Origin of the sequence: Flavobacterium acetivorans (genome assembly GCF_020911885.1) — a bacterium.
GTDB classification, from domain to species: Bacteria; Bacteroidota; Bacteroidia; order Flavobacteriales; family Flavobacteriaceae; genus Flavobacterium; species Flavobacterium acetivorans.
The window spans coordinates 2,763,190-2,788,898 of sequence record NZ_CP087132.1; the positions used below are offsets into that span (position 1 = coordinate 2,763,190).

A 25,709-nucleotide genomic window follows, 5' to 3' on the forward strand; every position below is an offset into this window, starting at 1 on the left:
TAATAAATTGATTATGACAAAACATGTTAAAAATGATGGTAATCCATTCGCTTTAATTCCTTTATTGATTTTTATCTTTACTTTCTTGGGAGCTGGTATTTGGCTCAATGATTTCTATGCGTTTCCATCTCCGGTTGCGGTTTTATTGGGAATTATTTCTGCATTTCTCCTTTTTAAATCATCTACAGAGGAGAAAATTTCAACTTTGATAGCCGGATGCGGAGAAAGTAAAATAATGACTATGTGTTTGATTTATTTACTGGCTGGTGCTTTTGCAGTCGTGAGTAAAGCTACGGGCGGTGTAGATGCAGTAGTAAGTTTAGGAATTAATAATATTGATGTTGCCTATTTTCCGTTGGGAATTTTTTTAATCGCTGCTTTTTTATCTACGGCAACTGGAACTTCGGTTGGAGCGATTGTCGCCATTGGACCCATAGCGGTAAGTTTGGCTGACAAAAGTGGCGCTTCTTTGCCTTTAATTTCAGGTGCTTTATTGGGAGGTTCGATGCTGGGAGACAATCTTTCGATGATATCGGATACTACGATTGCGGCAACACAATCTTTGGGTTGTAAATTGAAGGACAAGTTTAAAATCAATTTATTTATTGCTTTTCCTGCTGCGCTAATCACTATTTTAGTTCTCTTTTATTTGGGATTAAATTCTGATATTAACACCGTTGCAATTCCTACAAACAGCTTTAATTGGGTTACTATAGTTCCTTATGTGTTGGTGATTGTTCTGGCGGTATCCGGAGTTAATGTTTTTTCGACATTAATTATTGGCACTTTGCTTGCTGGTGCCATCGGTTTTTTTGGGGATAATTTTACTTTGATGGCTTTTACCCAGAAAATCTATGAAGGCTTTACCAGTATGACTGAAATTTTCTTACTTTCTATGCTTACAGGTGGTTTAGCAGCCATGGTAGATAAAGCCGGCGGTATCGATTATGTTTTGTCTCAGGTGAAAAGACGCATTAAAAGCAAAAAATCAGCTCAAACTGGAATTGGAACATTAGTGGGACTCGCGAATTTAGCAATTGCTAACAATACGGTTTCTATCGTCATTACGGGAAATATTGCCAAAGAAATCAATGACGAATATGATTTAAATCCAAGGAAAACGGCAACAATACTTGATATTTTTTCTTGTATTATTCAGGGGATTTTGCCTTACGGAGCTCAAGTGCTGCTAATTTTAAGCTTTGCTAATGGGAAACTGAATTTCGTAGATTTAATCAGTAATGCCTGGTATCACTTATTCTTGTTTATCTTTACATTGGTTGCTATTTATGCCAATTTTTGGGATAAATGGGTAAATCGCATTTTTAAAATTTAATTGAAGTTATTTATATTGATGTTATTGAATTTCAAATTTTTTTTAAAAAAGGAATTATTCTATATTTGACGGCTGTAAGATAGTCCTGATTACTTCACTTGACTTTTATTTTCATAAGAGTTCAGTGAATGTGAACATTTGTAGTGGAAATCATTTGATGTTTTTTTTTATAAACATCAAATATTGAAGCAAATAGCAGGAATAGCTACCAATAAAAATTAAACTAAGTTTTAGAACATGAAATTACTAGAAGGAAAAGTGGCCATTATAACAGGCGCAAGTCGCGGAATTGGAAAAGGAATTGCAGAGGTTTTTGCAAAACATGGAGCAAATGTTGCTTTTACTTACAGTTCGTCTGTTGAGTCGGCTTTAGCATTAGAAAACGAATTAAACGCTTTAGGAATTAAAGCCAAAGGATACCAATCAAACGCGGCAGATTTTAATGAAGCACAAACATTTGTGGATGCTGTTTTGGCTGAATTTGGAACTGTAGATATTTTGATTAACAATGCAGGAATTACGAAAGACAACCTTTTGATGCGTATGTCTGAAGCTGATTTTGATCAAGTTATTGATGTCAATTTGAAATCGGTATTCAATATGACAAAAGCAATTCAAAAAACATTCTTGAAACAACGTGCCGGTTCTATCATCAATATGAGTAGTGTAGTGGGAGTGAAAGGAAATGCCGGACAAACAAATTATGCTGCTTCTAAGGCTGGAGTTATTGGTTTTACAAAATCAGTTGCTTTGGAATTAGGTTCACGTAACATTCGTTGTAATGCGATTGCGCCAGGATTTATTGAGACGGAAATGACTGCAAAATTAAGTGACGATGTGGTTCAAGGATGGAGAGACGGTATTCCGTTGAAACGCGGTGGAACAACTGATGATGTGGCCAATGCTTGTCTTTTCTTTGCTTCAGATATGAGTGCATACGTTACCGGACAAGTCATGAATGTTGACGGAGGAATGCTTACCTAGATTTAATTATAAATTAAGAATTATGAATTTTAAATGATGAGGAATTCAAAATTTAAAATTCATCATTTAAAATAAAAAAGGATGACTACAAACACCGTTTTATTACTAGTTTTTTCATTATTAATAGCTGGTGGTTTGTCCTTTTTTCAATATTATTACAAAGCCAAAAACAAGTCGAAATTAAACTTGTTTTTGGCTTTTTTGCGTTTTCTATCTATTTTCTGTCTGTTACTATTGCTGATTAATCCCATAATCACTAGAAATACTCTAGAAATAGTAAAACCACCTTTGGCTCTTGTGGTGGACAATTCTAGTTCAATTTCCTACTTAAATGCGGATAAAACAGCATTAAAAGTCTATAAAGAATTAGCATCCAATGAAGCCTTAAATGAAAAATTTGATATTCAATCCTATCGGTTTGACAACGAATTCCAACAATCAGAAAAGTTTGATTTTAAAGGAACACAGTCCAATTTAGACGCGATTGCGAAGGATTTAAAGAGCATTAACAAAAACATTATTTTCCCGACCATTATTATTACCGATGGAAATCAAACTTCAGGTAATGATTATGTGTATGCTTTTGATACGGCTAACAAAGTTTTTCAGATTGTTTTGGGCGATACCATAAAACAGTTGGATTTAAAAATAAATCAGCTGAATGTAAACAAATATGCTTTTTATAAAAATAAATTTCCTGTTGAAGTATTTTTACAGTATTCGGGAAATAAAAATATTTTGGCCGATTTTAGTATTTCGCAAGGGAAATCTATTTTGAGCAAACAAACTATTTCCTTTTCGGCTTCTAAAAAAACAGCAGTTATCAATGTGCTTTTGCCCGCAGAAAAATTAGGTTCACAAGTTTTTAAGGCAACCATAACTTCTAAAGAAAAAGAGAAAAACAGCTACAACAATACTAAGAATTTTGCCGTTGAAGTGATCGATCAAAAGACAAATATAGCGCTCGTTTCGGCTATAAACCATCCTGATATCAGTGCTTTAAAACGCGCGATCGAATCTAATGCGCAACGCAAAGTAACTATTATTAACCCAAAGAATATCAATTCATTACAAGATTATGGCGTTTTGATTTTGTACCAGCCTACAGCCGAATTTAAAACCCTTTTTGAAGAGAACAAACTGGCGGGAATTAACACTTTTATTATTACGGGAACGCATACTGATTTTCCGTTTTTGAATCAGCAGCAAAATAGTTTGCTGTTTAAAATGGGCGCGCAAAAAGAAGATTATTTGGCAAGCTTTAATTCGCAATTCAATTTGTTTGCCATTGAAAATATCGGATTCGAAAATTTTCCGCCTTTGCAAAATCCTTTCGGAACAGTGACAACCAAAGGCAATCTTTCTGTTTTACTTTCGTCCAAAATCAGAAATATGGAAACCAATTCGCCTTTGCTGGCTTTTGCCGAAAATCAAGGAAAAAGAACGGCTTTTCTTTTAGGTGAAAATGCTTGGAAATGGCGTTTGCAAAGTCATGTTGACAATCAGTCTTTTGATAAATTTGATGTTTTTATAGACAAAACAATCCAATTTTTGGCTTCCAATAATTCCAAAAAATCATTGGTTGTAAATCATGAAAGCTTTTATAATTCAGGGGAAGCGATCGAAATTACGGCTCAATATTTCAATAAAAATTACGAGTTTGACGAAAAGGCACATTTGACAATTTCGATAACCAATACGAAAACCAAGCAAAGTAAAAATTACGATTTGCTAAAAAGCAATAATTCTTATAAAGTTAATTTAGACGGATTGGCACCCGGAAATTATAATTTTACTGTAAAAGAGCTAAATTCAAAAAGTTCGTATTCCAGTCATTTCGAGATTTTGGATTTTGATATTGAAAAGCAATTCATCAATCCAGATTTGGAAAAATTAAATCAATTGGCTAATTTAACTCAGGGAAAAACCTATTTTCCCAATCAGGTGAATGAATTAGTAAAATCACTTTTAGAAGACGACAGCTACAAATCGATCCAAAAAAACAATATAACAAGATCTCCATTGATTGAGTGGGAATGGTTGTTGGTTTTAATTGCCGCTTTGCTTTCGGCCGAATGGTTTGTTCGAAAATACAATGGTTTACTGTAGTTTTAATTAAACAAGAAAGTACGATTATGGATTTTAGGCTCAAAGTATTCTATGCCGTTGCAAACCGATTGAGTTTTACAAAAGCGGCTAGCAATTTATTTATCACCCAACCCGCAGTTTCTAAACACATCCAAGAATTAGAAGAAGAATACAAAGTAAAACTTTTTGACAGAAACGGTTCTAAGATTTCCTTGACCCAAGCCGGAAAAGTACTCTTAGAACACGCAAAAAGCATTTTTGAAATCTATCGTGAAATCGATTTTGATATGAGTACGCTTATTCATCAGCAAAGAGGAATACTGCGATTGGGAGCTAGCACCACTATTTCACAATATATAATTCCGCCACTTCTAGCCCGTTTTCATCAGAAAATGGCAGATGTAAAAGTCAATTTACGCAATGGAAATACGGAACAAATTGAGAATGCGCTATTAAATAAAGAAATTGAGATTGGAATTGTTGAAGGACAATCTAAAAACCAACTGATAAAATACATTCCGTTTTTAAAAGACGAATTAGTATTGGTATGCAACAGCAAGAATCCTTTGGTGAACAAAAAAGAAATTTCGAAAGAGGATCTTTTAGAAATGAAATTTTTAATTCGAGAACAGGGTTCCGGAACATTAGAAGTTATAGAGCATGCTTTAAAATCTCTAGAAATTAGTTTCTCCCAGCTGACTGTTGAAATGGAATTAGGAAGTACCGAAAGCATCAAATCTTATTTAATGAACTCTGACTGTGTTGCTTTTGTATCGATTCATGCCATAGAAAAAGAACTAAAAAATAACGAACTGGCGATACTTGATGTAAAAAACCTTAGTATGGAACGTTATTTTTATGTCATTAGCCTTCAAGGAAAAAAAGAATCACTCTCGGATTTATTTCTAAAAAACATCTCTAGTTACTATAACCTGGAGTTATAGCGGATTATTTTTTATGATTGGTGAAAGCCATTTATACGGCTGATCTTTGCAGAGTAATATTTAAATAATTTTACTTTGAAAAATCATTTCGAAACAATTAAAAAAAACAACGCTACTTTTCTTAAACTAAGTGCAAGGTTTGAGAAAATGATCTTTGGCATATTAGCCCTATTTTGTCTTTCAGGTTTTATTTCACCAGCCATTGCTCTTTTGTTGGGCTTGGTTGTAGCAAATTTGTCAGGACATCCTTTTTTAGAATTCAATCATAAAGCTACCAATATTTTGTTGCAAATTTCAGTAGTTGGACTTGGCTTCGGGATGAATGTAAACAGCGCATTAAGCGCCGGAAAAGAAGGCTTTTTATTTACAGTCGCTTCAATATTTAGCACATTGATTTTAGGTTTTTTCCTTGGGAAATGGTTGCGCATTGAAAAGAAAACTTCTCATTTAATCTCTTGTGGAACGGCTATTTGTGGAGGAAGCGCCATTGCAGCGATTGCACCAGTGATAAAATCGGATGAAAAGCAAACCTCGGTGGCTCTGGGTGTTATTTTTATCTTGAACTCTATTGCTTTGTTCTTATTTCCCGCTCTAGGGCATTGGTTGGATTTATCCCAACAAGAATTTGGTTTATGGTGTGCCATTGCCATTCATGACACCAGTTCCGTAGTGGGAGCCGCCAATAAATACGGACCGGAAGCCTTACAAATTGCAACAACGATAAAATTGGCCAGAGCTTTATGGATTATTCCTGTAGCTCTAATGACTGCCGTATTGTTTAAAAATAAGTCCGGAAAGCTTAAAATTCCGTATTTTATTGGATTGTTTATTCTGGCAATGCTTATGAATACTTATGTTCCTCAAATGACTATTGTATCGCCATATTTGGTTTCAATGGCTAAAATTGGGCTAACAATTACTTTATTTTTAATAGGCGCAGGATTAAACTTTAATGTCTTAAAATTAGTTGGTTTAAAACCGTTGTTTCAGGGTATTTTGCTTTGGGGATTCATTGCTGTCGCAGCATTATTCTCGATTATGTATTTCAACTAAGGTGAGAAGTGATTCTTTTTCTTTTGATTACCAAAAATTGCAATCTGATGTAATCGTACATAAGGGCAATTAGAAGAAAAAAAGCACTCACAAAAAGTGTTTTCAATTCGAGAAAAGTATACATAAAACCTCCCGAAATACAGCCAATAAAAAAGAAAATTATTATGGATAGTCGCAAAGAAATACTAGCCTTTAGGCTTTTTCTTTGGCTTTCTTTTTTATAAAAAAACAATTGTGACAACTCAATTCCCAAATCAGTAAAAAGGCCTGTTAGATGAGTTGTTCTCACGATAGATTTTGATATTTTCGTAACCAGTGAATTTTGGATCCCCATAGCAAAAAGCATCGAAAAAGCAATGTATTTCCCTTCTAACGAGGACAGATCTGCTGCTTTGGCAAAAAAACCAACTGATGTTAAAATGGCAATCTCTATAGAAATTGGAATTACATGGAGCAAATGAGGTTTTTTTTGCGCTACCAATTCCGCTAAAAAATTGGAGGTAAAAGATCCCAATAAAAAGAAAAGAGTAAAAATAAAAAAGGTGATTGCGGCCACATAATTATCTTTAATGACTTCTTCAGCAAAAAAAGCAAAATGACCTGTTACATTAGTTGTCAACGTTTTTACCGCCAAAACCCCAGTAATATTTACAATTCCAGCAACAAATGAAAGTAGAGTAGCCAAACGTAAATTATGAATGAAAGTTCTATTTATTCCTTGATGCCGAAACATAGTTATTGCTATTAATTAATGTAATCTTAAACCTCTTGTTTTTTATTTACTCAAAAATAAAATACATTTGTAACTCATATAAATAAAAGTAATGAAAAATATTAAATTTAAACCTACAATTGTATTGTTAAGTGCAATAGCTATTGGTTTTCTAACTTTGTCGTGGGGAATTATCGGACACGAAAGAATAAATAATGCCGCTGTAATGGCGTTGCCCAAACCACTGCAGATTTTTTTTTACAACCATATTGATTTCATCACTACAGAATCGACGGTTCCTGATGTAAGAAAATATGCGGTAAATGACAAAGCCGAAGGACCACGTCACTATTTTGACATGGAAAATTATGGTAGTACCGACAGCTTTCCAAAAACTTTGGAAGAAGCCAAACAAAAATACGATGCGAAGTTCTTGGACAAAAACGGAATATTGCCTTGGTATATTCAAGACATGATGGTTAAATTGACTAAAGCTTTTAAAGAAAAAAGAAAAACTGAAATCTTGTTTTTAGCCTCAGATCTTGGACATTACATTGCCGATGCGCACATGCCATTGCATACTTCGGACAATCATGACGGACAAAACACCAACCAAAAAGGAATTCATTCTTTGTGGGAAAGCAGATTACCGGAATTATTCGCCAAAAATTACAAATTCAACACGACATCTGCAGTTTATATTGAAGATGTAGAGAAAGCAACTTGGGATATTATGTTTGACACCCATAGTTTAGTTGAGCCGTTATTGGCCATAGATAAAGGTTTAAGAACAGCGACTCCTGAGAATAAACTATATGTTATGGATGCAGCCGGAAACATTGCAAAAAATAAATACAATGGAGTAATCTATTCGGATGAATATGCCACTAAATTGCATACAGCTTTAAACGGAATGGTCGAAAATCAAATGAAAAAAGCTATTGCAGCAACTTCTAGTTTTTGGTACACTGCTTGGGTAAATGCAGGGAAACCAGATTTAAGTAATCTTGATGCAAAAGAATTGACAAACTACAATCAGAAAGGCCTAAAAAGAGATCTGAAGCTTTGGGAAAAAGGAAAGCTTTTTGGATTAGAAAGTGAAAAGGAATTTTAAATCCTTACAATTATATAAAGAAAAACGGCTGAGAATCAAATCTCAGCCGTTTTTTTATTTACCTTATTTTGTCGTATTGCTTTTTCTTCAACATATCCGAAGCCGTTTGATAAAAAGAAATCGTTTCATTAACTAAATCCGTTCTTTCTTTTGAAATTGGTTTTTGGTCGTAATAAATTTGAAAATCATTCTCGACACCTTCTTTAGGTAATAAAGTCAGTTGAAATTGTTTGACTTGTTGTTTTGGCGAAATAATAGTTAAAACATTATCTTTTATCATCCCCAAATCCTGATAAGTGGCAATCAATGCTCTTGGTTTATAATCTGGTTTTAAAACATCCTGACCAAAAAACTTGCTTTGGTAATTAAAATTTAAAAGTCCAAATAAGGTTGGCATAATGTCTATTTGCGACATTAGCTTGGTATAACGCTGTGGCTGAATAAAACCAGGACTGTAAATCATGGCCGGAATTCTATATTTATCGACCGGAAGTTCTGTTTTTCCTGCACTCGAAGCGCAATGATCCGATACAATAACAAAAACTGTATTGGCAAACCAAGGCTGTTTTTGAGCCATGGTAAAGAATTTCTTTAACGCATAATCTGTGTATTTGACACCGCCATCTCGCGATTTAGCATCACCCGGAATATCAATTTTGTTATTCGGATAAGTAAAAGGTCTGTGGTTGCTTACCGTCATCCAATGGTTGAAAAATGGTTTTCCTGACTTTGCTTCTTCATTCATCACACTGATTGCTTTGTCTGCCATATCTTCGTCGCAAACTCCCCATACATTAGAGAAGCTAATTTCATTTGGTTTTAATGTTTTCTTGTCCACAATGTCATAGCCATTACCTCCAAAAAAATCCTCCATATTGTCAAAAAAGGCATCTCCACCATAAAGGTATTTTACATGGTACCCTTTTTGTTTAAAAATACTTCCGGTTGTGAATTTATCTTTGTTGTCCTTGCGTTTTACAACACTTTCACCAGCAGTAGGAGGTAAAGATAGGGTTACAGCCTCAAGACCACGTACCGTTCTATTACCAGAAGCATAGAAATTAGTAAATACCAAACTTTTTGTGGCTAAATCATCTAGAAATGGAGTGATATTTTTATCATTTCCGTACATTTTCATAAAATCAGCACTGTAACTTTCAATAGTAATTAAAACGACGTTTTTGTGATTTTCTGCTGCAGCACTTTTTATTTCCCTTAATGTTGATTCGCCCGTAAGAGAAGGAATTTGTTGTCCTAATAAAGCATAGACTTCTTTTTCGGGTAAGGTTTTGTAAAATTTAAAATAATCCAATTCGCTATTCATGAAAGCCAAATAGAACTTATAAATTCCGTTAGCCTGTAATTCATTAGAGAAAATATTTTGAGAATTTTCTTTGGTTGCCAAAAAAGGAACTGAAACTATGGAGAGCGCGAATAAAACAAGATAAAGACCCGAAATTTTTATTTTTTCAACGAAAGTTGGAATACTGTCAATATAACTTCTGGATCCTTTTACAATAAAATAAGTTGCGATTCCTGCAATAAGGAATAATGCGGTAAACAATGGAATTACCGGATACGATTCCATAATATTCCCAATTACCTCATTGGTGTAAACCAAATAATTAACGGCTATAAAATTGTATTTGACCCCAAATTCATTCCAGAAAAAGTATTCGCTGATGGCATTTTGCAATATCAAAAGAACAAATAGGAACATCACAAAGCTAAAAAGCCAGAATCTTATTTTGTTTCGGTATTTGGGTAAAAAAAGTAATAAGCCAAATAAAATCGTTTTTATACCTACGAATGCCAAACCTATTTCGGGCAATGCGCCTCCATATTCAGTCAGGATTGATTTTCCCGAAATAATATATAATAGTAAGGCGATTAATACTCCCAAAATAAGGTAACCATAAGGTTTTAAATATTTTGTATTGGATATAAATATAAGATACAACCAAAGAAAACCGCTGGCCAAAATGAACACAAAAAAATCAGAAACCAATCCGTAAGAGAAAATTTTAAGAACCTCTGTCCAGTTATAGCTAGCTTGTGTTATGGGATGAAAAAGCAGTACTATCCTTAAGATAAAACTTACTATAACGTAAAAAAGAATTAGGTTATAAAAAGGCGTTAATTTTTTAAAAAATGTCATGTTTGTATAATTTTTTTGTAAAAATAGTTAAATCAGAGTAAAAAAGTAGTTAACTTTTTAAACTATTATTTTCTTAATTTTTGCTTAATACAAATACTAAGGAATAAAACTTGAATCAATTTTAGCTTAAATTTGTAACTCTTAGGTTCTATAGTAAGGTTTTTAATAAAAAAAAGCTAAATGCATATTTTAATTGTCGAAGACGAATTGGGTATAGTTCAATTCCTGCAGCAAGGCTTAGAAGAAGAAGGCTATCAAATCAGTACTGCAGCAGATGGTGCTCAAGGTTATGAATTAAGCCAAAACGAGCCTTTTGATTTGATTCTGCTGGATTGGATGTTGCCAAAAATGACGGGCGTAGCAGTTTGCAAGGCGATTCGGGAGAAAAATAAAACAACTCCAATAATTTTTTTGACTGCCAAAGACACTGTTCAAGAGACAATTGAAGGATTAAAAGCGGGTGCCAATGATTATATCAAAAAACCGTTCAGCTTTGAAGAACTAGTCGAACGAATAAAAATTCACTTTAGGAATCAACAGCAAGACGAAATTTTAACTTTGGGTACAATACAAATTAATCTGGAAAAACATCTGGTTTTAGTAAACGAAGAGGAAGTTTCTTTAACTCAAAGGGAATTTGAATTGTTATCTTATCTTGTTAGAAACAAAGGAAAAGTTTGTACTCGAAATCAGATTATTGAAGATGTCTGGGACATTCATTTTGAATATGACACTGGCGTTATTGATGTTTTTATGAATGCCATTAGAAAAAAACTGAATTTAAAAATAGAACAAGATTATATTAAAACTGTTCGTGGTGTAGGTTACATCGCTAACGACTAACTCTATATGAAACAACTTTCCTTTAAAAATAGAATTGCCTCACATTACATTATCACTACCGCACTTTTGATTTTTGTGGTTTTCTTTGTGATTTATTCTATCGTAAAACTAAGTGTTTACAATCATGTAAACTCCGATATTTCAAAAGAGGTCAATAGTCATTTGAATGAAATCGAAATTAAAAATAATAGTTTTTACTTGATTCATGCAAAAGAATGGGAGGAAAGAGAGCATAATACTGTCGAAGTAAATCCTGTTTTTATTCAGTTTTTAAATAAGAAAGGAGAAGTTTTTGAAAAATCTCCAAACTTAAAAAATGAAACCTTATTTTTTGATAAAAACATAGCCGACAATGTTTTGTTTGACACCAAAATTTTGAACAATAAAATTCGTCAAATTCAAGTTCCTATTTTTCAAAACGACCGGATTATAGGCTATTTGATGATCGCTATGTCGCTGGAAGGCGCTTCGATGGTTCTTCAAAATTTATCCGAAATATTAATTATCGCTTATCCTCTAATACTTTTGATTCTGTTTCTTATCGCCCGATTTATTGCCGGAAGAAGTATAAAACCCATAAGTGCTATTATAGAAACTTCGAATATTATCACAAAGGATAATTTAAAATCCAGAATTCCGCTACCGCAAAAACAGGATGAATTATATGTTTTGTCTCAAACAATTAATAAGCTTTTGGATCGAATTGAAACGGCAGTAGAAAGAGAAAGACAATTTACTTCAGACGCTTCCCATGAGTTAAGAACGCCTTTAACGGTCATAAAAGGAACCTTGGAAGTTTTGGTTCGAAAACCCCGAAACCAAGAGGAATATCAGGACAAAATTAATTATTGTGTCAAGGAAGTAAATCGCTTGAATAATTTGGTAGATCAATTGCTCTTATTGGCGCGATTTGAAAATCAATCTGTACAAATCGAAAGCATTTCGCTAGATACAATAATATTGGATGTAATTTCGAGATTTTCTGCTGTCATTCAGGCAAAAAACATTCAAGTAATTACTCCATTTCCCAATGAAATGTTTGTCAAAAGCGACCGTTATCTCGCCTCGACGATTATTGAAAATATTGTCTCAAATGCCATTAGGTATTCAAATGAAAATGGGCAATTAATCATTCGGTTAACGGAATCCGGTGGGAGAATTTCATGTCATATTTCTGACACAGGAATTGGAATTCCAAAAGAAGATTTAGAAAAAATATTCCATCCTTTTTATCGCTCAAAAGCAAGCAATCATCCTGAGATAAAAGGAACAGGATTAGGTTTGTCCATTGTAAACCGTTTATGTAAATTGTTGAATATTTCTATAGCAGTTACAAGTCAGGAACACATAGGAACTCAAGTGACATTGAATTTCGATTAAATTTCTTTTTAAGTATTACTTAAGACAATCTTAAGTTTAATCCTATCTATATATTTTACTTTTACATAATAAAATAAAATATAAATGTTAGAAAAAATTATAGCTTTTAGTTTAAAAAACAAACTCATCATTTTGTTATTTACGCTTGTGATTTCAGGATTTGGAGTTTATTCTATTTTCAAAATTTCCATTGGTGCCATACCAGATGTGACTAATAATCAAGTTCAAGTTATTACTACTTCTCGCAATCTTTCTACTCAAGATATTGAGCAATACATCACTTATCCTGTAGAGATTGAAATGGCCAACTTGCCTGGTGTAACTGAAATTCGGTCTATCTCAAAATTTGGATTATCAGTAGTAACCATTGTTTTTGAAGAAGAGTTAGGAACTTACTTACCGCGACAATTAATCGCCGAAAAAATAAAAACCGCTTCAGAAAAAATACCGGAAGGTTTTGGAACTCCCGAAATGGGGCCAATAACAACGGGGCTAGGCGAAGTGTACCAGTATACGATTGAAGTAAAACCCGAGTTCAAAAACTTATATTCGGTTACTGATTTAAGAACCATTCAAGATTGGGTTGTAAAAAGACAATTATCAGGAATAAAAGGAGTTGTAGAAATTAATACCTGGGGCGGATTTTTAAAACAATACGAAATTGCCATAAATCCATCACAGCTAAAAGCGATGAATATCGCTACTACAGATGTTTTTACAGCTCTCGAAAAAAACAATAGCATTGCTGGAGGTGCTTATATTGAAAAAGTAAATCAAAGTTATTTTATTCGTGCTGAAGGAAAAGTAAAATCACTACAAGATATAGAAAACATTGTCGTTAAGAATACCAATGGTTTTCCAGTGTACATCAAGAATGTGGCAGAAGTTCGTTTTGGTCATGCCAATCGTTTTGGCGCAATTACCGGAAATGGTGAAGGAGAGAAGGTTTTAGGTCAGGTGATGATGCTCAAAGGAGCCAATTCAAAACAAGTGATTAATGATGTAAAAGATAGAATTGCTTTAATTGAAAAGTCTTTGCCTGAAGGTGTTTATATCAATGGATTTCTGGAACGCAGTGAGTTAGTGGGAAAAACAACTTTTACGGTAGCCGAAAACCTTATTTTAGGTTGTTTGATTGTCATTTTTGTAGTGGTTTTGTTGCTAGGAAATTGGCGTTCTGGACTGGTTGTCGCTTCGGTGATTCCATTGTGTTTGCTTTTTGCTATTTCTTTGATGAATATTTTTAAAATTGATGCCAACTTAATGAGTCTTGGTGCCATTGATTTTGGAATTATAATTGATGGCGCGGTAATTATAGTCGAATTTATCGCCTTTCAAATCGCCAGTAAGTCGGCTAAATTGGGGCCGCTTTCTAAGAGAGAACAACAAATAGAAATTGATAAAATTACTCATAAAAGTGCTTCCAAGATGATGAACTCGGCTATTTTTGGCCAGCTTATTATCTTAATTGTTTTCATTCCTATTCTTTCGCTTTCTGGTGTCGAAGGGAAAATGTTCAAACCCATGGCCATGACTTTTAGCTTCGCCTTGGTAGGAGCTATGCTGTTTTGTTTTACTTATGTACCGGTAATTTCGTCTTTATTTTTAAAACCAAAAGAAGAAAACCCAAATTCTTTATCGAGTAGATTAATTCAAAAGCTCAATTCTTGGTATTTACCAATAATCAGTTGGGCTTTGGTCAATACTAAAAAAGTGTTGTATGCTGCTTTGGGATTGTTAGTTTCTGCCGTAGTTTTATTTGCTACAATGGGAGGAGAGTTTATCCCAACACTTGATGAAGGAGATTTTGTAATTCAGCCTGTCTTAAAAACGGGGACTACATTGACTAAAACAATTGCCATTACTACCCAAATGGAAAAAATTATACTCAAAAACTTTCCCGAAGTAGAACAGGTTGTCAGTCGAATTGGCGCCGCCGAAGTTCCTACTGACCCTATGAGTATGGAGGAAAGTGATGTCATTATAAAATTAAAACCAAAATCGGAATGGGTATCGGCCTCGAGCAAAGATGAACTGGCCGATAAAATAAAGGCAGCTATTGAAAAACAAATTCCAAATATAGAAATCGAGTTTACTCAACCCATAGAAATGCGTTTCAACGAATTAATATCAGGGACTCGATCTGATGTGGCGGTTAAGGTTTTTGGTGAAGATTTGAATGTCTTGGCTCAAAAGGCGAATGAGATAAAAAAAGCAATAGAAAAAGTGGAAGGAGCCTCCGATGTTATAATCGAAAAAACCGAGGGTTTACCGCAAATGACCGTACAATACGACCGTTCCAAAATTGCGCGCTACGGATTAAATATTTCTGATTTGAATGAAATGATCGCTCTTGGCTTTGCCGGAAAAACCGTTGGAAATGTATTTGAAGGTGAAAAGCGTTTTGATATGGTGATTCGTTTAGACCAAACCAATAGAACCGGAATCAATGACTTGAAGAATCTTTATATTTCTGCACCTTCAGGTCAGCAAATTCCATTGGAAGAATTAGCAACAATTGACTATACCCAAGGTCCAGCTAAGATTTCCAGAGACAATACCAATCGTAGGATTGTGGTAGGAATCAATGTTCGAAACAGAGATTTACAAAGTGTGGTAACTGATATTCAAAAAATTATCGACAACCAGATCAAGTTACCTGCTGGTTATTATGTACAATATGGCGGTCAGTTTGAGAACTTAGAAAGTGCCAAAGCACGTTTAATGATCGCTGTTCCTATTGCTTTATTATTGATTTTTATCTTATTGTATTTTGCCTTTGGCTCTATCAAAGAAGCCTTGATGGTTTATTCAGCGATACCACTTTCGGCTGTGGGCGGAATTTTGTTTTTGTGGATGCGAGACTTACCGTTTAGTATTTCTGCTGGAGTTGGATTCATTGCCTTGTTTGGTATTGCCGTTTTAAACGGAATTGTATTGGTGGAACACTTTAAAGAATTGAAACATCAGGGAATGAATAATATTGATGAACTTATTTTGAAAGGAACTACAGATCGATTGCGACCTGTAATATTAACGGCAGCAGCGGCAGCATTAGGATTTTTACCTATGGCAATTTCAGCATCGGCAGGAGCCGAAGTACAAAGACCGTTGGCTACAGTAGTAATTGGAGGCCTGTTTACCGCTACCATTCTTACGATGATTGTATTGCCCATTTTATATAAAATATTTGATACAAAAGAGTTCAAAAAACCAAAATTCAAGAAAAATAAAGGTGGTAGTTATATCCTGTTACTTTTATTGAGTTCCTCATTTGCTTTCGCTCAAACGACAAATTCTGAGTTGGATCAATTGATAGCATCTGGAATTCAAAATAATAAAGAATTAAAAGCGCAGCAATTGCAGGTGGATAAATATGAAGCTACTATAAAAAGTGCCTACACCTTCGATAAAACAAACCTATATTACAATAAGGATAACAATAATTTAGCTTTTAATAACGAACCTTTAAACGTTATTGGTATCCAACAAAATTTTGCATTTCCAACTGTTTACGGAGCACAAAAGAAAGTATATACTGCTGATTACGATAAAGAAAAGGCCAGTTTTGAAATGCGTAAAAGCAAGCTGTCTTTAGAAATTTCTAAGGTTTATCAGGAAATTGTCTATTTTCAACACCAAGAGAAATTGTACGTTTATTTAGACAGTTTGTATCAAAATTTCTCTAAAGCTAGTGACAGACGTTTTGAATTAGGAGAGACAAACTACTTAGAAAAAATTACCGCTCAAGCTAAATTCAGACAAATAAAAACCAAGCTGAATCAAATTGAATCAGAAAAGAAAGCACAGTATGCCGTTTTACATTCATTAATACAAACCGATGAAAAAATTGTCATTTCGACCAGTGCAATCAGTCCAATGTCTGTTGCAATGGATACAAGAAATGAATCTGTACAAAACGCTTATTTAGAAAGTGTTAGTACAAAATACAAAAACCAAATTAAATTACAAAAACAACATTGGTTACCTGATATTAATTTAGAATATTTTACGGGTTCCAATAAAGGATTATCCCAATCATTGAATGGTTTTCAAGTTGGGCTATCGCTTCCTATTTTGTTTTCGGGTACTATTTCAAAAACTAAAGTAGCTCAACTCGAATGGGAAAGTTGGGAACAACAAAGACAAAACCAGATCCAAAAGAGAAGTGAATTTATCATTCAAAAAAAGAATGAATTGGCCAAATATCAAGAGGCAATCAATTACTATGCTCAAATTGGGAAAAAATTATCTGACGAAATCATTAAAGTGGGGAATCTTAGCTACAAACAGGGAGAAATTGATTTCTTTCAGTACATCCAAAGTTTAGAAAACGCCTCCAATATTCAAGTAGATTACCTCGATAATGTACTTCAATTTAATATAATCCAACTTGACATTCAATATCTTAATTACTAAAATTGTTTTAAAAATGAAAAAATCACTTTATATACTTTCCCTATCTATAATCCTTTTCTCTTGTAAAGAAGCAAAAACGGAGGAATCTTCAGCTAAAGAGGAGAACCTGATTGAAATTACCAGCACACAATTTAAGTCGGGTGCGATGGAAATTGCTTCACCAATCGAACAAGATTTTGATCTAACCATTAAAACATCTGGAAAAATTGACGTTCCGCCGCAAAACAGAGCTCAAATAACGAGCTTTATTGGAGGTTACGTTAAATCGACAAAACTTTTAGTTGGCAATCAAGTTAAAAAAGGACAAGCTTTATTGACATTAGAAAACACGGAATATTTGGATATTCAAAAAGAATATTTGGATGTTTCCGAGCAAATAAATTACCTAAAATCAGAGTATTTACGTCAAAAAGCCTTATTTGATGAAAAAATAACTTCTCAAAAAAACTACTTAAAAGCCGAAAGCGAATACAAGAGAGCCAAAGGAATGCACCAAAGCTTAAAAGCAAAACTGGCCATGCTCAATATAAGTCCTGCAAATGTTGAAAAAGGGAACTTGACCTCTGTAATTACGATTTTTGCACCTATTTCTGGGGATATTGTGGTAATGAATGCTAATGTTGGGATGTATGTGGCGCCATCAGATGTAATACTTGATATCATTCAAACATCGCATTTACACTTAGAATTGAATGTTTTTGAAAAAGATATTTTAAAAGTAAAACAAGGACAAAAAATCAATTTCACTATTCCGGAGGCTTCAAAAGAAACATTCAATGCCCAAGTACATTTAGTAGGGAAATCCATTGAAGGAAATGACAGAACAATCAATGTTCACGGACATCTAGATGAAAACATAAAACAAAAATTGATGACTGGTATGTTTGTCGAAGCGGCGATTGTAGTTGATTCCAAAAAAGGATTAGGCATTCCTGCGGAAGCATTAATCACCGAAAATAACAAAAATTTCGTACTTTTATTAACACAAACTAAAAACAATAGCTACTTCTTCAAAAAAGAGCTAGTGACAGTTGGGGAACGTTCGGAAAAATTTGTTGAAATTCTGCCTGTTAATCAGATTAATGCGACTTCAAAAATTTTAGTAAAAGGGGTTTTTGACGTTGCGAATTAGAATAATAATTGGATTCAAAGGAATCATATATTAATACAATTTCTATATAACTAATAAAATAAACCTATTATGAACGATGCTCATTTACACTTAATTGTCAATCATTTTCCCATCATTGGGACAATTTTTGGATTCGGAATTTTAATTGTTGGCATGCTATTAAAAAACAATTCGGTCAAAAATACAGCCTATGTTTTATTTATAGTGGCAGCTATTTTTGCGGCTTTAAGCATGGCAACGGGAGAAGGCGCAGAAGAATTGGTGGAAGACATGCCAAACATTGGAAAAAAAATTATCCATGAACATGAAGAGCTTGCCGAAAAACTAGCTATCGCATTGTATGTATTGGGGGCAGCCTCTTTATTTGCACTATTTTTGAGTGTTAAAAAGAATTCTAAAGAGAAATTAGTTTCTTATTTTATTTTAGGATTGGCTTTTGTTGCAATTTTTTTAAGTCAAAAAGTTGGTACTTCCGGAGGAGAAATTCGTCATACTGAAATCAGGGAAAATCCTGTAGTTACTGAGGGTACGAATCAAAATTTAATCCCAAATACTAATGATAAAGAGGCAGATAAAAAATAGCATTTAACAATTTTATCTCATTAAGTTAAATTAAAAATTGCATTGCAAGTAAAATATCTATTATATTTGCAAACGAAATAAAGTTTATAAAGCACAACAAAATGTTTTCAATTCAACTACATCATCATCATTTTCATTATTGCTCTCAAGCGATGTGTTAATGGTATGTGTGTAAATCATCATATTCTAAAACCCGTTTGAGTACATCAAACGGGTTTTTTCATTCTTATCCTTGTACTCAAACAAACTATTCTAACTAAAAATATTTAAAATGAGTACATTAAAAATTGCAATTCAAAAATCAGGTCGTTTAAACGAAGACAGTATCCAAATTCTTAAGGATTGCGGTATTTCGATCAACAATGGAATCGACCAGTTAAAAGCCGAAGCTTCAAATTTCCCCTTGGAAGTTTTATATTTAAGAAACTCCGATATTCCCCAATATTTAATAGATGGCGTTGTAGATATTGCCATAGTGGGCGATAATTTATTGGTCGAAAAAGGAAAAGAAATTCAGGTTGTGCAAAAATTAGGTTTTTCAAAATGCAAAGTTTCTGTCGCTGTCCCTAAGACCTTCGAATACAACTCGATTCAAGATCTAAACGGATTGCGAATAGCCACTTCTTACCCTAACACGGTAATCGAATATTTCAATTCCTTTGGTGTCAACGTTGATATTCACCAAATTTCAGGATCGGTAGAAATCGCTCCTAATATTGGCCTTGCAGATGCTATCGTGGATATTGTTTCCAGCGGAAGTACGTTGTTCAAAAACAATTTAAAGGAAGTGGAAATCATCTTGAAAAGTGAAGCCGTCTTGGCGGTTTCTCCAAAAGTAACACCGGAAGTTCAAAAATTAATTGATACTTTAAAATTCAGAATTGAATCGGTTTTGAGAGCACGAAAATCAAAATACATCTTGATGAACGTTCCTAATGATAAAATTGATGCTATTGGAAAAATACTACCTGTTTTAAGAAGTTTAACAGTTCTGCCATTGGCGCAAGAAGGCTGGAGTAGTGTGCACTCAGTTATTGATAAAGATACTTTTTGGGACGTGATTGATCAATTGAAAGAAGCTGGTGCCGAGGGGATTTTAGTTTGCCCTATCGAAAAAATGGTTCTATAAATACGATTACTAAATGTCATAAATTAGCTATTGAATTTTTTCAATCTTTTAATTTTTGGATCCTTAATTAAATTAAAAATGAATAAAATATACAACCCAAAACCCGAAACCTGGACTGCAATTTTAGAGCGACCAACCAAAACAGTAGATGATATAGAATTTACCGTAAAAGAAATATTCAAAGAAATCCAAAAGAAAAGGGATCTTGCTGTTGCCAAATACACTTCCTTATTTGATGGCGTTTCTCTTGAAAACTACGAAGTATCACAAGATGAAATAAACGAGGCAGTCAGTTTAATAACTAACGAACTGAAAGAATCGATTCAACTTGCGAAATCGAATATTGAAAAATTTCATGCGGCCCAAAAAACGGATCGAGTAATTATCGAAACTACTGAGGGTGTCAATTGTTGGCAGGAAAAAAGAGCAATTCAAAAAATAGGATTGTACATTCCCGGAGGAACAGCACCTTTATTTTCGACCGTTTTAATGCTTGCCGTTCCAGCTAATATTGCTGGTTGTAATGAAATTGTTCTATGTTCTCCGCCAGATAAAAACGGAAAAATTAATCCAGCCATTTTATATGCCGCTAATTTATGTGGAGTAACCAAAATTTTGAAAGTAGGTGGTATCCAAGCGATTGCAGGAATGACTTTTGGGACAGAAACGATCCCAAAAGTATATAAAATTTTCGGCCCCGGAAACCAGTTTGTAACCGTGGCAAAACAATTGGCGACACAATTTGGTGTGGCTATCGATATGCCGGCTGGACCTTCTGAATTATTAGTCGTTGCCGACGATGCCGCCGTTCCCGCTTTTGTGGCATCGGATTTGTTATCACAAGCAGAGCATGGAACGGACAGTCAGGTTATTTTAGTTTCGACTTCTAAAAACTTGATTGATGCCGTAGAAAAAGAAATCCAAATTCAAATGGACGTTCTGCCAAGAAAAACAATCGCCGAAAAAGCCATTGCCAATTCTAAATTGATATTTGTTGAGAATGATAAAATAGCCTTGGAATTAATCAATGAATACGGTCCGGAGCACTTTATAATCTGCACTGCGGCGGATGATTTTTATATTGATGGAGTTGAAAACGCAGGATCCGTTTTTATAGGAAATTATACTCCTGAAAGTGCCGGAGATTATGCTTCGGGAACCAATCACACTTTGCCAACCAATGGATTTGCGAAGAATTATAGCGGTGTCAATTTAGATAGTTTTACCAAATCAATGACTTTCCAAAAAATATCCAAAAAAGGAATTCAAAATATTGGCAAAGCCATTGAAATCATGGCAGAAGCCGAAGGTTTACAAGCCCACAAAAATGCAGTTAGCTTACGATTAAAAGCCATTAAAGATGAAAAATAATTTTGACATAAATAATCTAGTTAGAGAAAACGTAAAGCAATTAAAGCCGTATTCGTCTGCCAGAGATGAATTTGAGGATTTTGACACCGCCGAGATGATTTTTCTCGATGCTAACGAAAACCCTTTCGAAAACGGTGTAAATCGTTATCCGGATCCGCAGCAAAGTACCGTAAAAGGCATTTTGGCCAAACAAAAAAGTCTAAAAACCAATCAGATATTGCTCGGAAACGGAAGCGATGAAGTGTTGGACTTGCTTTTTAGAGCATTTTGCGAACCCAAAGATGACAACGTTATCACTTTGCCACCCACTTACGGAATGTACGGAGTTTTAGCCAATATCAATGCCGTAGAAAATAAAGAGATTTTACTCTCTAAAGATTTTCAACCTGAAATTGACGCTATTTTAGCAGCCGTGAATCAAAACACTAAAATTATCTTTTTATGTTCGCCAAATAATCCAACAGGAAACTCTTTTTCTGATGAAAGTATTGTTACTTTATTACAAAATTTCAACGGCTTAGTTGTTATTGACGAAGCCTATATTGATTTTTCGAAAAAGCAAAGTTGGATTAACGAATTGGATGAATATCCTAATTTGGTCATTACGCAAACACTTTCAAAAGCCTATGGTTTGGCAGGAATTAGATTGGGGATTTGTTATGCTTCCAGCCAAGTAATTTCAGTTTTAAACAAAATCAAACCGCCTTATAACGTCAATGAATTAACGCAAAAAAGAGCTATAGAACGTTTGAATCAAAAAGATAAAATTGAATTTGAAATCAATTCAATTATAGATCAAAGAGAAAGTTTACTTAAAGTATTAGATCAAGTAAAATTTGTAAGCAAAATTTATCCTACAGAAGCTAATTTTGTATTAATAAAAGTAGATGACGCTAATAAAAGATACAATGAATTAATTGCCAAAGGAATTGTAATCAGGAACAGAACAACGCAGCCCTTGTGTGAAAACACGTTGCGTTTGACGATTGGAACAGCTCAAGAAAATAAAAAATTAATGGATGCATTATTAGCCATTAGCTAATGGTCAAAAGAAATAAAAAAATGAAAAAAGTACTTTTTATCGATCGTGACGGAACGATTGTTTTAGAACCGGAAGGATATCAATTAGATAGTCTAGAAAAATTAGAATTTTACCCAAAATCATTCCAATATCTAGCTAAAATTGCAAAAGAATTAGATTATGAATTGGTTATGGTAACCAATCAAGATGGACTAGGAACCCCTAGTTTTCCTGAAGATACTTTTTGGCCAACTCAAAATTTTATTCTGAGAGCTTTTGAAAATGAAGGCGTCCTTTTTGATGATATTTTTGTAGATCGTTCTTTTCCCGAAGACAATGCGCCAACCCGCAAACCAAGAACAGGAATGTTGACTAAATATATCGATAATCCGGCCTATGACCTGGAAAACTCTTTTGTTTTGGGTGATCGATTGACCGATGTAGAATTGGCTAAAAATTTAGGAGCTAAAGCTATTTTCCTGAATACAACTGATGGCCCCGGAAGTACTGAAATTGCTTCTAAAAAAGAAGAATTAGATTCGGTTATTAGTTTACAAAGCACCGATTGGAAAGTGATTTATGAGTTTCTTAAATTGGAAGCACGTTCTGCTTCGATAGAAAGAAAGACAAATGAAACTGATATTTATATCAATTTGAATCTGGACGGAACCGGAAAAAGCAAGATAGAAACTGGAATTGTTTTTTTTGACCACATGCTCGACCAAATTGCCCGCCACGGACAAATGGATTTGGAAATCCTTGTAAAAGGTGATTTGGAGGTCGATGAACACCACACGATCGAAGATACTGCCATTGCGCTTGGAGAAGTTTTTGCTAAGGCGTTAGGAAATAAATTAGGGATTGAACGTTATGGTTTTTGTTTGCCAATGGACGATTGTTTGGCTCAGGTTGCCATCGATTTTGGAGGTAGAAACTGGCTAGTTTGGGAAACCGAATTCAAACGCGAAATGGTGGGCAAAATGCCTACGGAAATGTTCTTGCATTTCTTTAAATCCTTCTCTGACGGGGCTAAAGCCAATATCAACATAAAGGCCGAAGGACAAAACGAACACCATAAGATCGAAGCCATTTTTAAGGCTTTCGCCAAAGCGATAAAAGTGGCGGTGAAACGCGATACCGAGAAAATGATTCTACCAAGCACAAAAGGAATGCTATAAAAAAGTTGTTTCGAGTTTAAAGTTTCAGCTTATCACAAAATAACTTGAAACTTTAAACTTGAAACTTGAAACAATTAATAAATGAAAATAGTAATTATAAATTACGGAGCGGGAAATATTCAGAGCATCCTATTTGCTATCGAAAGACTGGGATTTACAGCTGTTTTAAGTAACAATCCTACCGAAATTAAAACTGCCGATAAAGTAATCTTTCCCGGAGTAGGCGAAGCGAGTTCTGCAATGAAAATGCTTTTAGAAAGCGGTTTGGATGATTTGATTTCTACACTTAAGCAACCCGTCTTGGGAATTTGCCTAGGAATGCAATTGATGTGCAATAAATCTGAAGAAGGAAATACCAAAGGTTTAGGGATTTTTGATGTGGATGTAATTAAATTCTCTTCAAAAGTAAAAGTACCGCAAATGGGTTGGAACCAAATTTACAATCTCAAATCTCCTTTATTCGAAGGAATTAAAGAAAAGGAATACATGTATTTAGTGCACAGTTATTATGCGCCAAACTGCGCCGAAGCCATCGCAACTACTGATTACGAGGTAGAATATGCTTCGGCTTTACATAAAAATAATTTCTATGGAACCCAATTTCACCCAGAAAAAAGTGGCGATGCTGGAGAGCAAATCTTAGGAAATTTTCTAAAACTTTAAACTTAAAAAATCAATGAGAATAATACCCGCAATAGATATCATCGAAGGGAAATGTGTACGCTTATCAAAAGGCGATTACAATACTAAGATTATTTACAATGAGAACCCGCTAGAAGTGGCCAAGGAATTTGAGGCGCATGGAATCGAATACTTACATTTGGTGGATTTAGACGGAGCCAAATCAAACCAAATTGTCAATTATAAAATACTGGAACAAATTGCTACGAAAACAAACTTGAAAATTGATTTTGGAGGCGGATTGAAATCGGATTCCGATTTAAAAATTGCTTTTGAAAGCGGTGCCAATCAAATTACCGGTGGAAGTATTGCAGTTAAAAACAGGACAATATTCGAAAAATGGATCGCCGAATATGGTGCAGATAAAATCATACTTGGAGCAGACGCCAACAACGAAAAAGTAGCCGTTTCGGGCTGGCTTGAAGATTCAAACGAAGATTTGATTCCGTTTATTCAAGATTATCAAAATAAAGGAATTCAATACGTTATTTGTACCGATATTGCCAAAGACGGTATGTTAGAAGGACCGAGTTTTGATTTGTATGCCAAAATACTGGAGCAAGCAGTAGGCATAAAATTAATCGCCTCGGGTGGAATTTCAACTTTTGATGAATTGCCCAAACTGGCTGAACTGGGTTGCGAAGGAACCATCATCGGAAAAGCGATTTATGAAGGACGAATTTCTATGAAACAATTGGAAGAGTACATAATTAGAAAATGAGATAATTAGAAAATTGGATAATTTGTTCACATTATCTGATTGACTAATTTTCTAATTAATACATTAAAAAACATGCTTACAAAAAGAATAATACCCTGTCTGGATATAAAAAATGGACGAACTGTAAAAGGGGTTAATTTTGTCGATTTACGCGACGCTGGAGATCCGGTGGAACTAGCTAAAATCTACTCGGACGAAGGAGCCGATGAGTTGGTTTTTTTAGATATTTCTGCAACCGAAGAAAGAAGAAAAACCTTGGTCGATTTGGTTCGTAAAGTAGCTTCTACGATCAATATTCCGTTTACTGTGGGTGGTGGAATTGCATCAGTATCAGATGTTGAGATTTTATTGCAAAATGGTGCTGACAAAGTTTCTATCAATTCATCGGCAGTCAAAAATCCGCAGTTGATTAATGATTTGGCACAAAAATTCGGTAGTCAATGCGTGGTGGTTGCGATTGACGCCAAACAAATCGATGAACAATGGATCGTTCATTTGGTAGGAGGCAAGGTTCCAACTGAATTGAACTTGTTTGACTGGGCAAAGGAAGTAGAGCAACGTGGCGCAGGAGAAATTCTTTTCACCTCGATGGATAACGACGGAACCAAGAACGGTTTTGCCAATGAAGCTTTGGCAAAACTATCCCAATTGGTCAATATTCCTATAATTGCTTCAGGAGGAGCCGGAACTGTTCAGCATTTTGTAGATTGCTTTAAAGCAGGAAAAGCAGATGCAGCTTTGGCGGCAAGTGTATTTCATTTTAAAGAAATTGAAATAAAAACCTTAAAAGAACAGCTTAAAAATAACAATGTTGAAGTTCGGATATAGAGTTAAGATTAAAGAAAATAGATTCTACTCTTCAA

The 25,709-nt window shown here is 34.4% G+C and carries 20 protein-coding genes; 18 read left to right on the forward strand and 2 right to left on the reverse strand.

Annotated features, from left to right (window positions below; genetic code table 11):
* Window positions 1–13 precede the first annotated feature (13 nt).
* From LNP19_RS12055 to LNP19_RS12075, 5 genes are all read left to right on the forward strand, one after another.
* Entirely contained in the window at window positions 14–1,336 is a 1,323-nt protein-coding gene (locus LNP19_RS12055; protein WP_230062160.1) for a Na+/H+ antiporter NhaC family protein, read from the forward strand.
* Window positions 1,337–1,573: 237 nt separating this feature from the next.
* Window positions 1,574–2,320: a 3-oxoacyl-[acyl-carrier-protein] reductase gene (fabG, locus tag LNP19_RS12060; protein WP_230062161.1), complete on the forward strand. Its 747-nt coding sequence runs from the start codon at window positions 1,574–1,576 to the stop codon at window positions 2,318–2,320.
* An 81-nt stretch (window positions 2,321–2,401) separates the two neighbouring features.
* Window positions 2,402–4,429 (forward strand): hypothetical protein, encoded by a 2,028-nt coding sequence (locus LNP19_RS12065; RefSeq protein ID WP_230062162.1) that lies wholly within the window; start codon window positions 2,402–2,404, stop codon window positions 4,427–4,429.
* Window positions 4,430–4,455: 26 nt separating this feature from the next.
* On the forward strand, window positions 4,456–5,352 hold the full coding sequence (locus LNP19_RS12070) for a LysR family transcriptional regulator (RefSeq protein WP_230062163.1): 897 nt from the start codon (window positions 4,456–4,458) through the stop codon (window positions 5,350–5,352).
* A 147-nt stretch (window positions 5,353–5,499) separates the two neighbouring features.
* Window positions 5,500–6,405: a YeiH family protein gene (locus LNP19_RS12075; protein ID WP_230064238.1), complete on the forward strand. Its 906-nt coding sequence runs from the start codon at window positions 5,500–5,502 to the stop codon at window positions 6,403–6,405.
* Here LNP19_RS12075 and LNP19_RS12080 read toward each other — a convergent pair.
* Entirely contained in the window at window positions 6,398–7,138 is a 741-nt protein-coding gene (locus LNP19_RS12080; protein WP_230062164.1) for a YoaK family protein, read from the reverse strand. The genes LNP19_RS12075 and LNP19_RS12080 overlap by 8 nt on opposite strands.
* A 91-nt stretch (window positions 7,139–7,229) precedes the next feature.
* On the opposite strand from LNP19_RS12080, the gene LNP19_RS12085 reads away from it, so the two are divergent.
* Window positions 7,230–8,231, forward strand: coding sequence for a zinc dependent phospholipase C family protein (locus tag LNP19_RS12085; protein WP_230062165.1), 1,002 nt, complete (start codon window positions 7,230–7,232; stop codon window positions 8,229–8,231).
* 58 nt (window positions 8,232–8,289) lie between these two features.
* Here LNP19_RS12085 and LNP19_RS12090 read toward each other — a convergent pair whose 3' ends face one another.
* Entirely contained in the window at window positions 8,290–10,389 is a 2,100-nt protein-coding gene (locus LNP19_RS12090) for an LTA synthase family protein (RefSeq protein WP_230062166.1), read from the reverse strand.
* Window positions 10,390–10,569: 180 nt separating this feature from the next.
* Here LNP19_RS12090 and LNP19_RS12095 point away from each other — a divergent pair, with 180 nt between their 5' ends.
* From LNP19_RS12095 to hisF, 12 genes are all read left to right on the forward strand, one after another.
* Window positions 10,570–11,232, forward strand: coding sequence for a response regulator transcription factor (locus LNP19_RS12095; RefSeq protein ID WP_230062167.1), 663 nt, complete (start codon window positions 10,570–10,572; stop codon window positions 11,230–11,232).
* A 6-nt stretch (window positions 11,233–11,238) separates the two neighbouring features.
* Window positions 11,239–12,612: a sensor histidine kinase gene (locus LNP19_RS12100; RefSeq protein ID WP_230062168.1), complete on the forward strand. Its 1,374-nt coding sequence runs from the start codon at window positions 11,239–11,241 to the stop codon at window positions 12,610–12,612.
* An 84-nt stretch (window positions 12,613–12,696) separates the two neighbouring features.
* On the forward strand, window positions 12,697–17,031 hold the full coding sequence (locus LNP19_RS12105) for a CusA/CzcA family heavy metal efflux RND transporter (RefSeq protein WP_230062169.1): 4,335 nt from the start codon (window positions 12,697–12,699) through the stop codon (window positions 17,029–17,031).
* A 13-nt stretch (window positions 17,032–17,044) separates the two neighbouring features.
* Window positions 17,045–18,163, forward strand: a complete 1,119-nt coding sequence (locus LNP19_RS12110) for an efflux RND transporter periplasmic adaptor subunit (protein ID WP_230062170.1) — start codon at window positions 17,045–17,047, stop codon at window positions 18,161–18,163.
* 69 nt (window positions 18,164–18,232) lie between these two features.
* Window positions 18,233–18,745, forward strand: a complete 513-nt coding sequence (locus LNP19_RS12115; protein WP_230062171.1) for a DUF2231 domain-containing protein — start codon at window positions 18,233–18,235, stop codon at window positions 18,743–18,745.
* A 271-nt stretch (window positions 18,746–19,016) separates the two neighbouring features.
* Window positions 19,017–19,874 carry an ATP phosphoribosyltransferase gene (hisG, locus tag LNP19_RS12120; protein WP_230062172.1) on the forward strand — a complete coding sequence of 286 codons (858 nt, stop codon included), beginning with the start codon at window positions 19,017–19,019 and terminating at the stop codon, window positions 19,872–19,874.
* A 78-nt stretch (window positions 19,875–19,952) separates the two neighbouring features.
* Complete coding sequence (gene hisD, locus LNP19_RS12125; RefSeq protein ID WP_230062173.1) at window positions 19,953–21,245, forward strand: histidinol dehydrogenase; 1,293 nt, start codon at window positions 19,953–19,955, stop codon at window positions 21,243–21,245.
* Complete coding sequence (gene hisC / locus LNP19_RS12130; protein ID WP_230062174.1) at window positions 21,235–22,287, forward strand: histidinol-phosphate transaminase; 1,053 nt, start codon at window positions 21,235–21,237, stop codon at window positions 22,285–22,287. The genes hisD and hisC overlap by 11 nt, the downstream gene beginning before the upstream one ends.
* Before the next feature lie 20 nt (window positions 22,288–22,307).
* Window positions 22,308–23,444 carry a bifunctional histidinol-phosphatase/imidazoleglycerol-phosphate dehydratase HisB gene (gene hisB / locus LNP19_RS12135; RefSeq protein ID WP_230062175.1) on the forward strand — a complete coding sequence of 379 codons (1,137 nt, stop codon included), beginning with the start codon at window positions 22,308–22,310 and terminating at the stop codon, window positions 23,442–23,444.
* An 81-nt stretch (window positions 23,445–23,525) separates the two neighbouring features.
* The gene (gene hisH / locus LNP19_RS12140; RefSeq protein ID WP_230062176.1) at window positions 23,526–24,107 is read left to right on the forward strand and encodes an imidazole glycerol phosphate synthase subunit HisH; all 582 of its coding nucleotides are present in this window, start codon (window positions 23,526–23,528) and stop codon (window positions 24,105–24,107) included.
* A gap of 13 nt (window positions 24,108–24,120) precedes the next feature.
* The gene (gene hisA, locus LNP19_RS12145; protein ID WP_230062177.1) at window positions 24,121–24,846 is read left to right on the forward strand and encodes a 1-(5-phosphoribosyl)-5-[(5-phosphoribosylamino)methylideneamino]imidazole-4-carboxamide isomerase; all 726 of its coding nucleotides are present in this window, start codon (window positions 24,121–24,123) and stop codon (window positions 24,844–24,846) included.
* 72 nt (window positions 24,847–24,918) lie between these two features.
* A complete protein-coding gene (hisF, locus tag LNP19_RS12150) occupies window positions 24,919–25,674 on the forward strand; it encodes an imidazole glycerol phosphate synthase subunit HisF (RefSeq protein WP_230062178.1) in 756 nt (251 codons plus the stop codon).
* Window positions 25,675–25,709 lie beyond the last annotated feature (35 nt).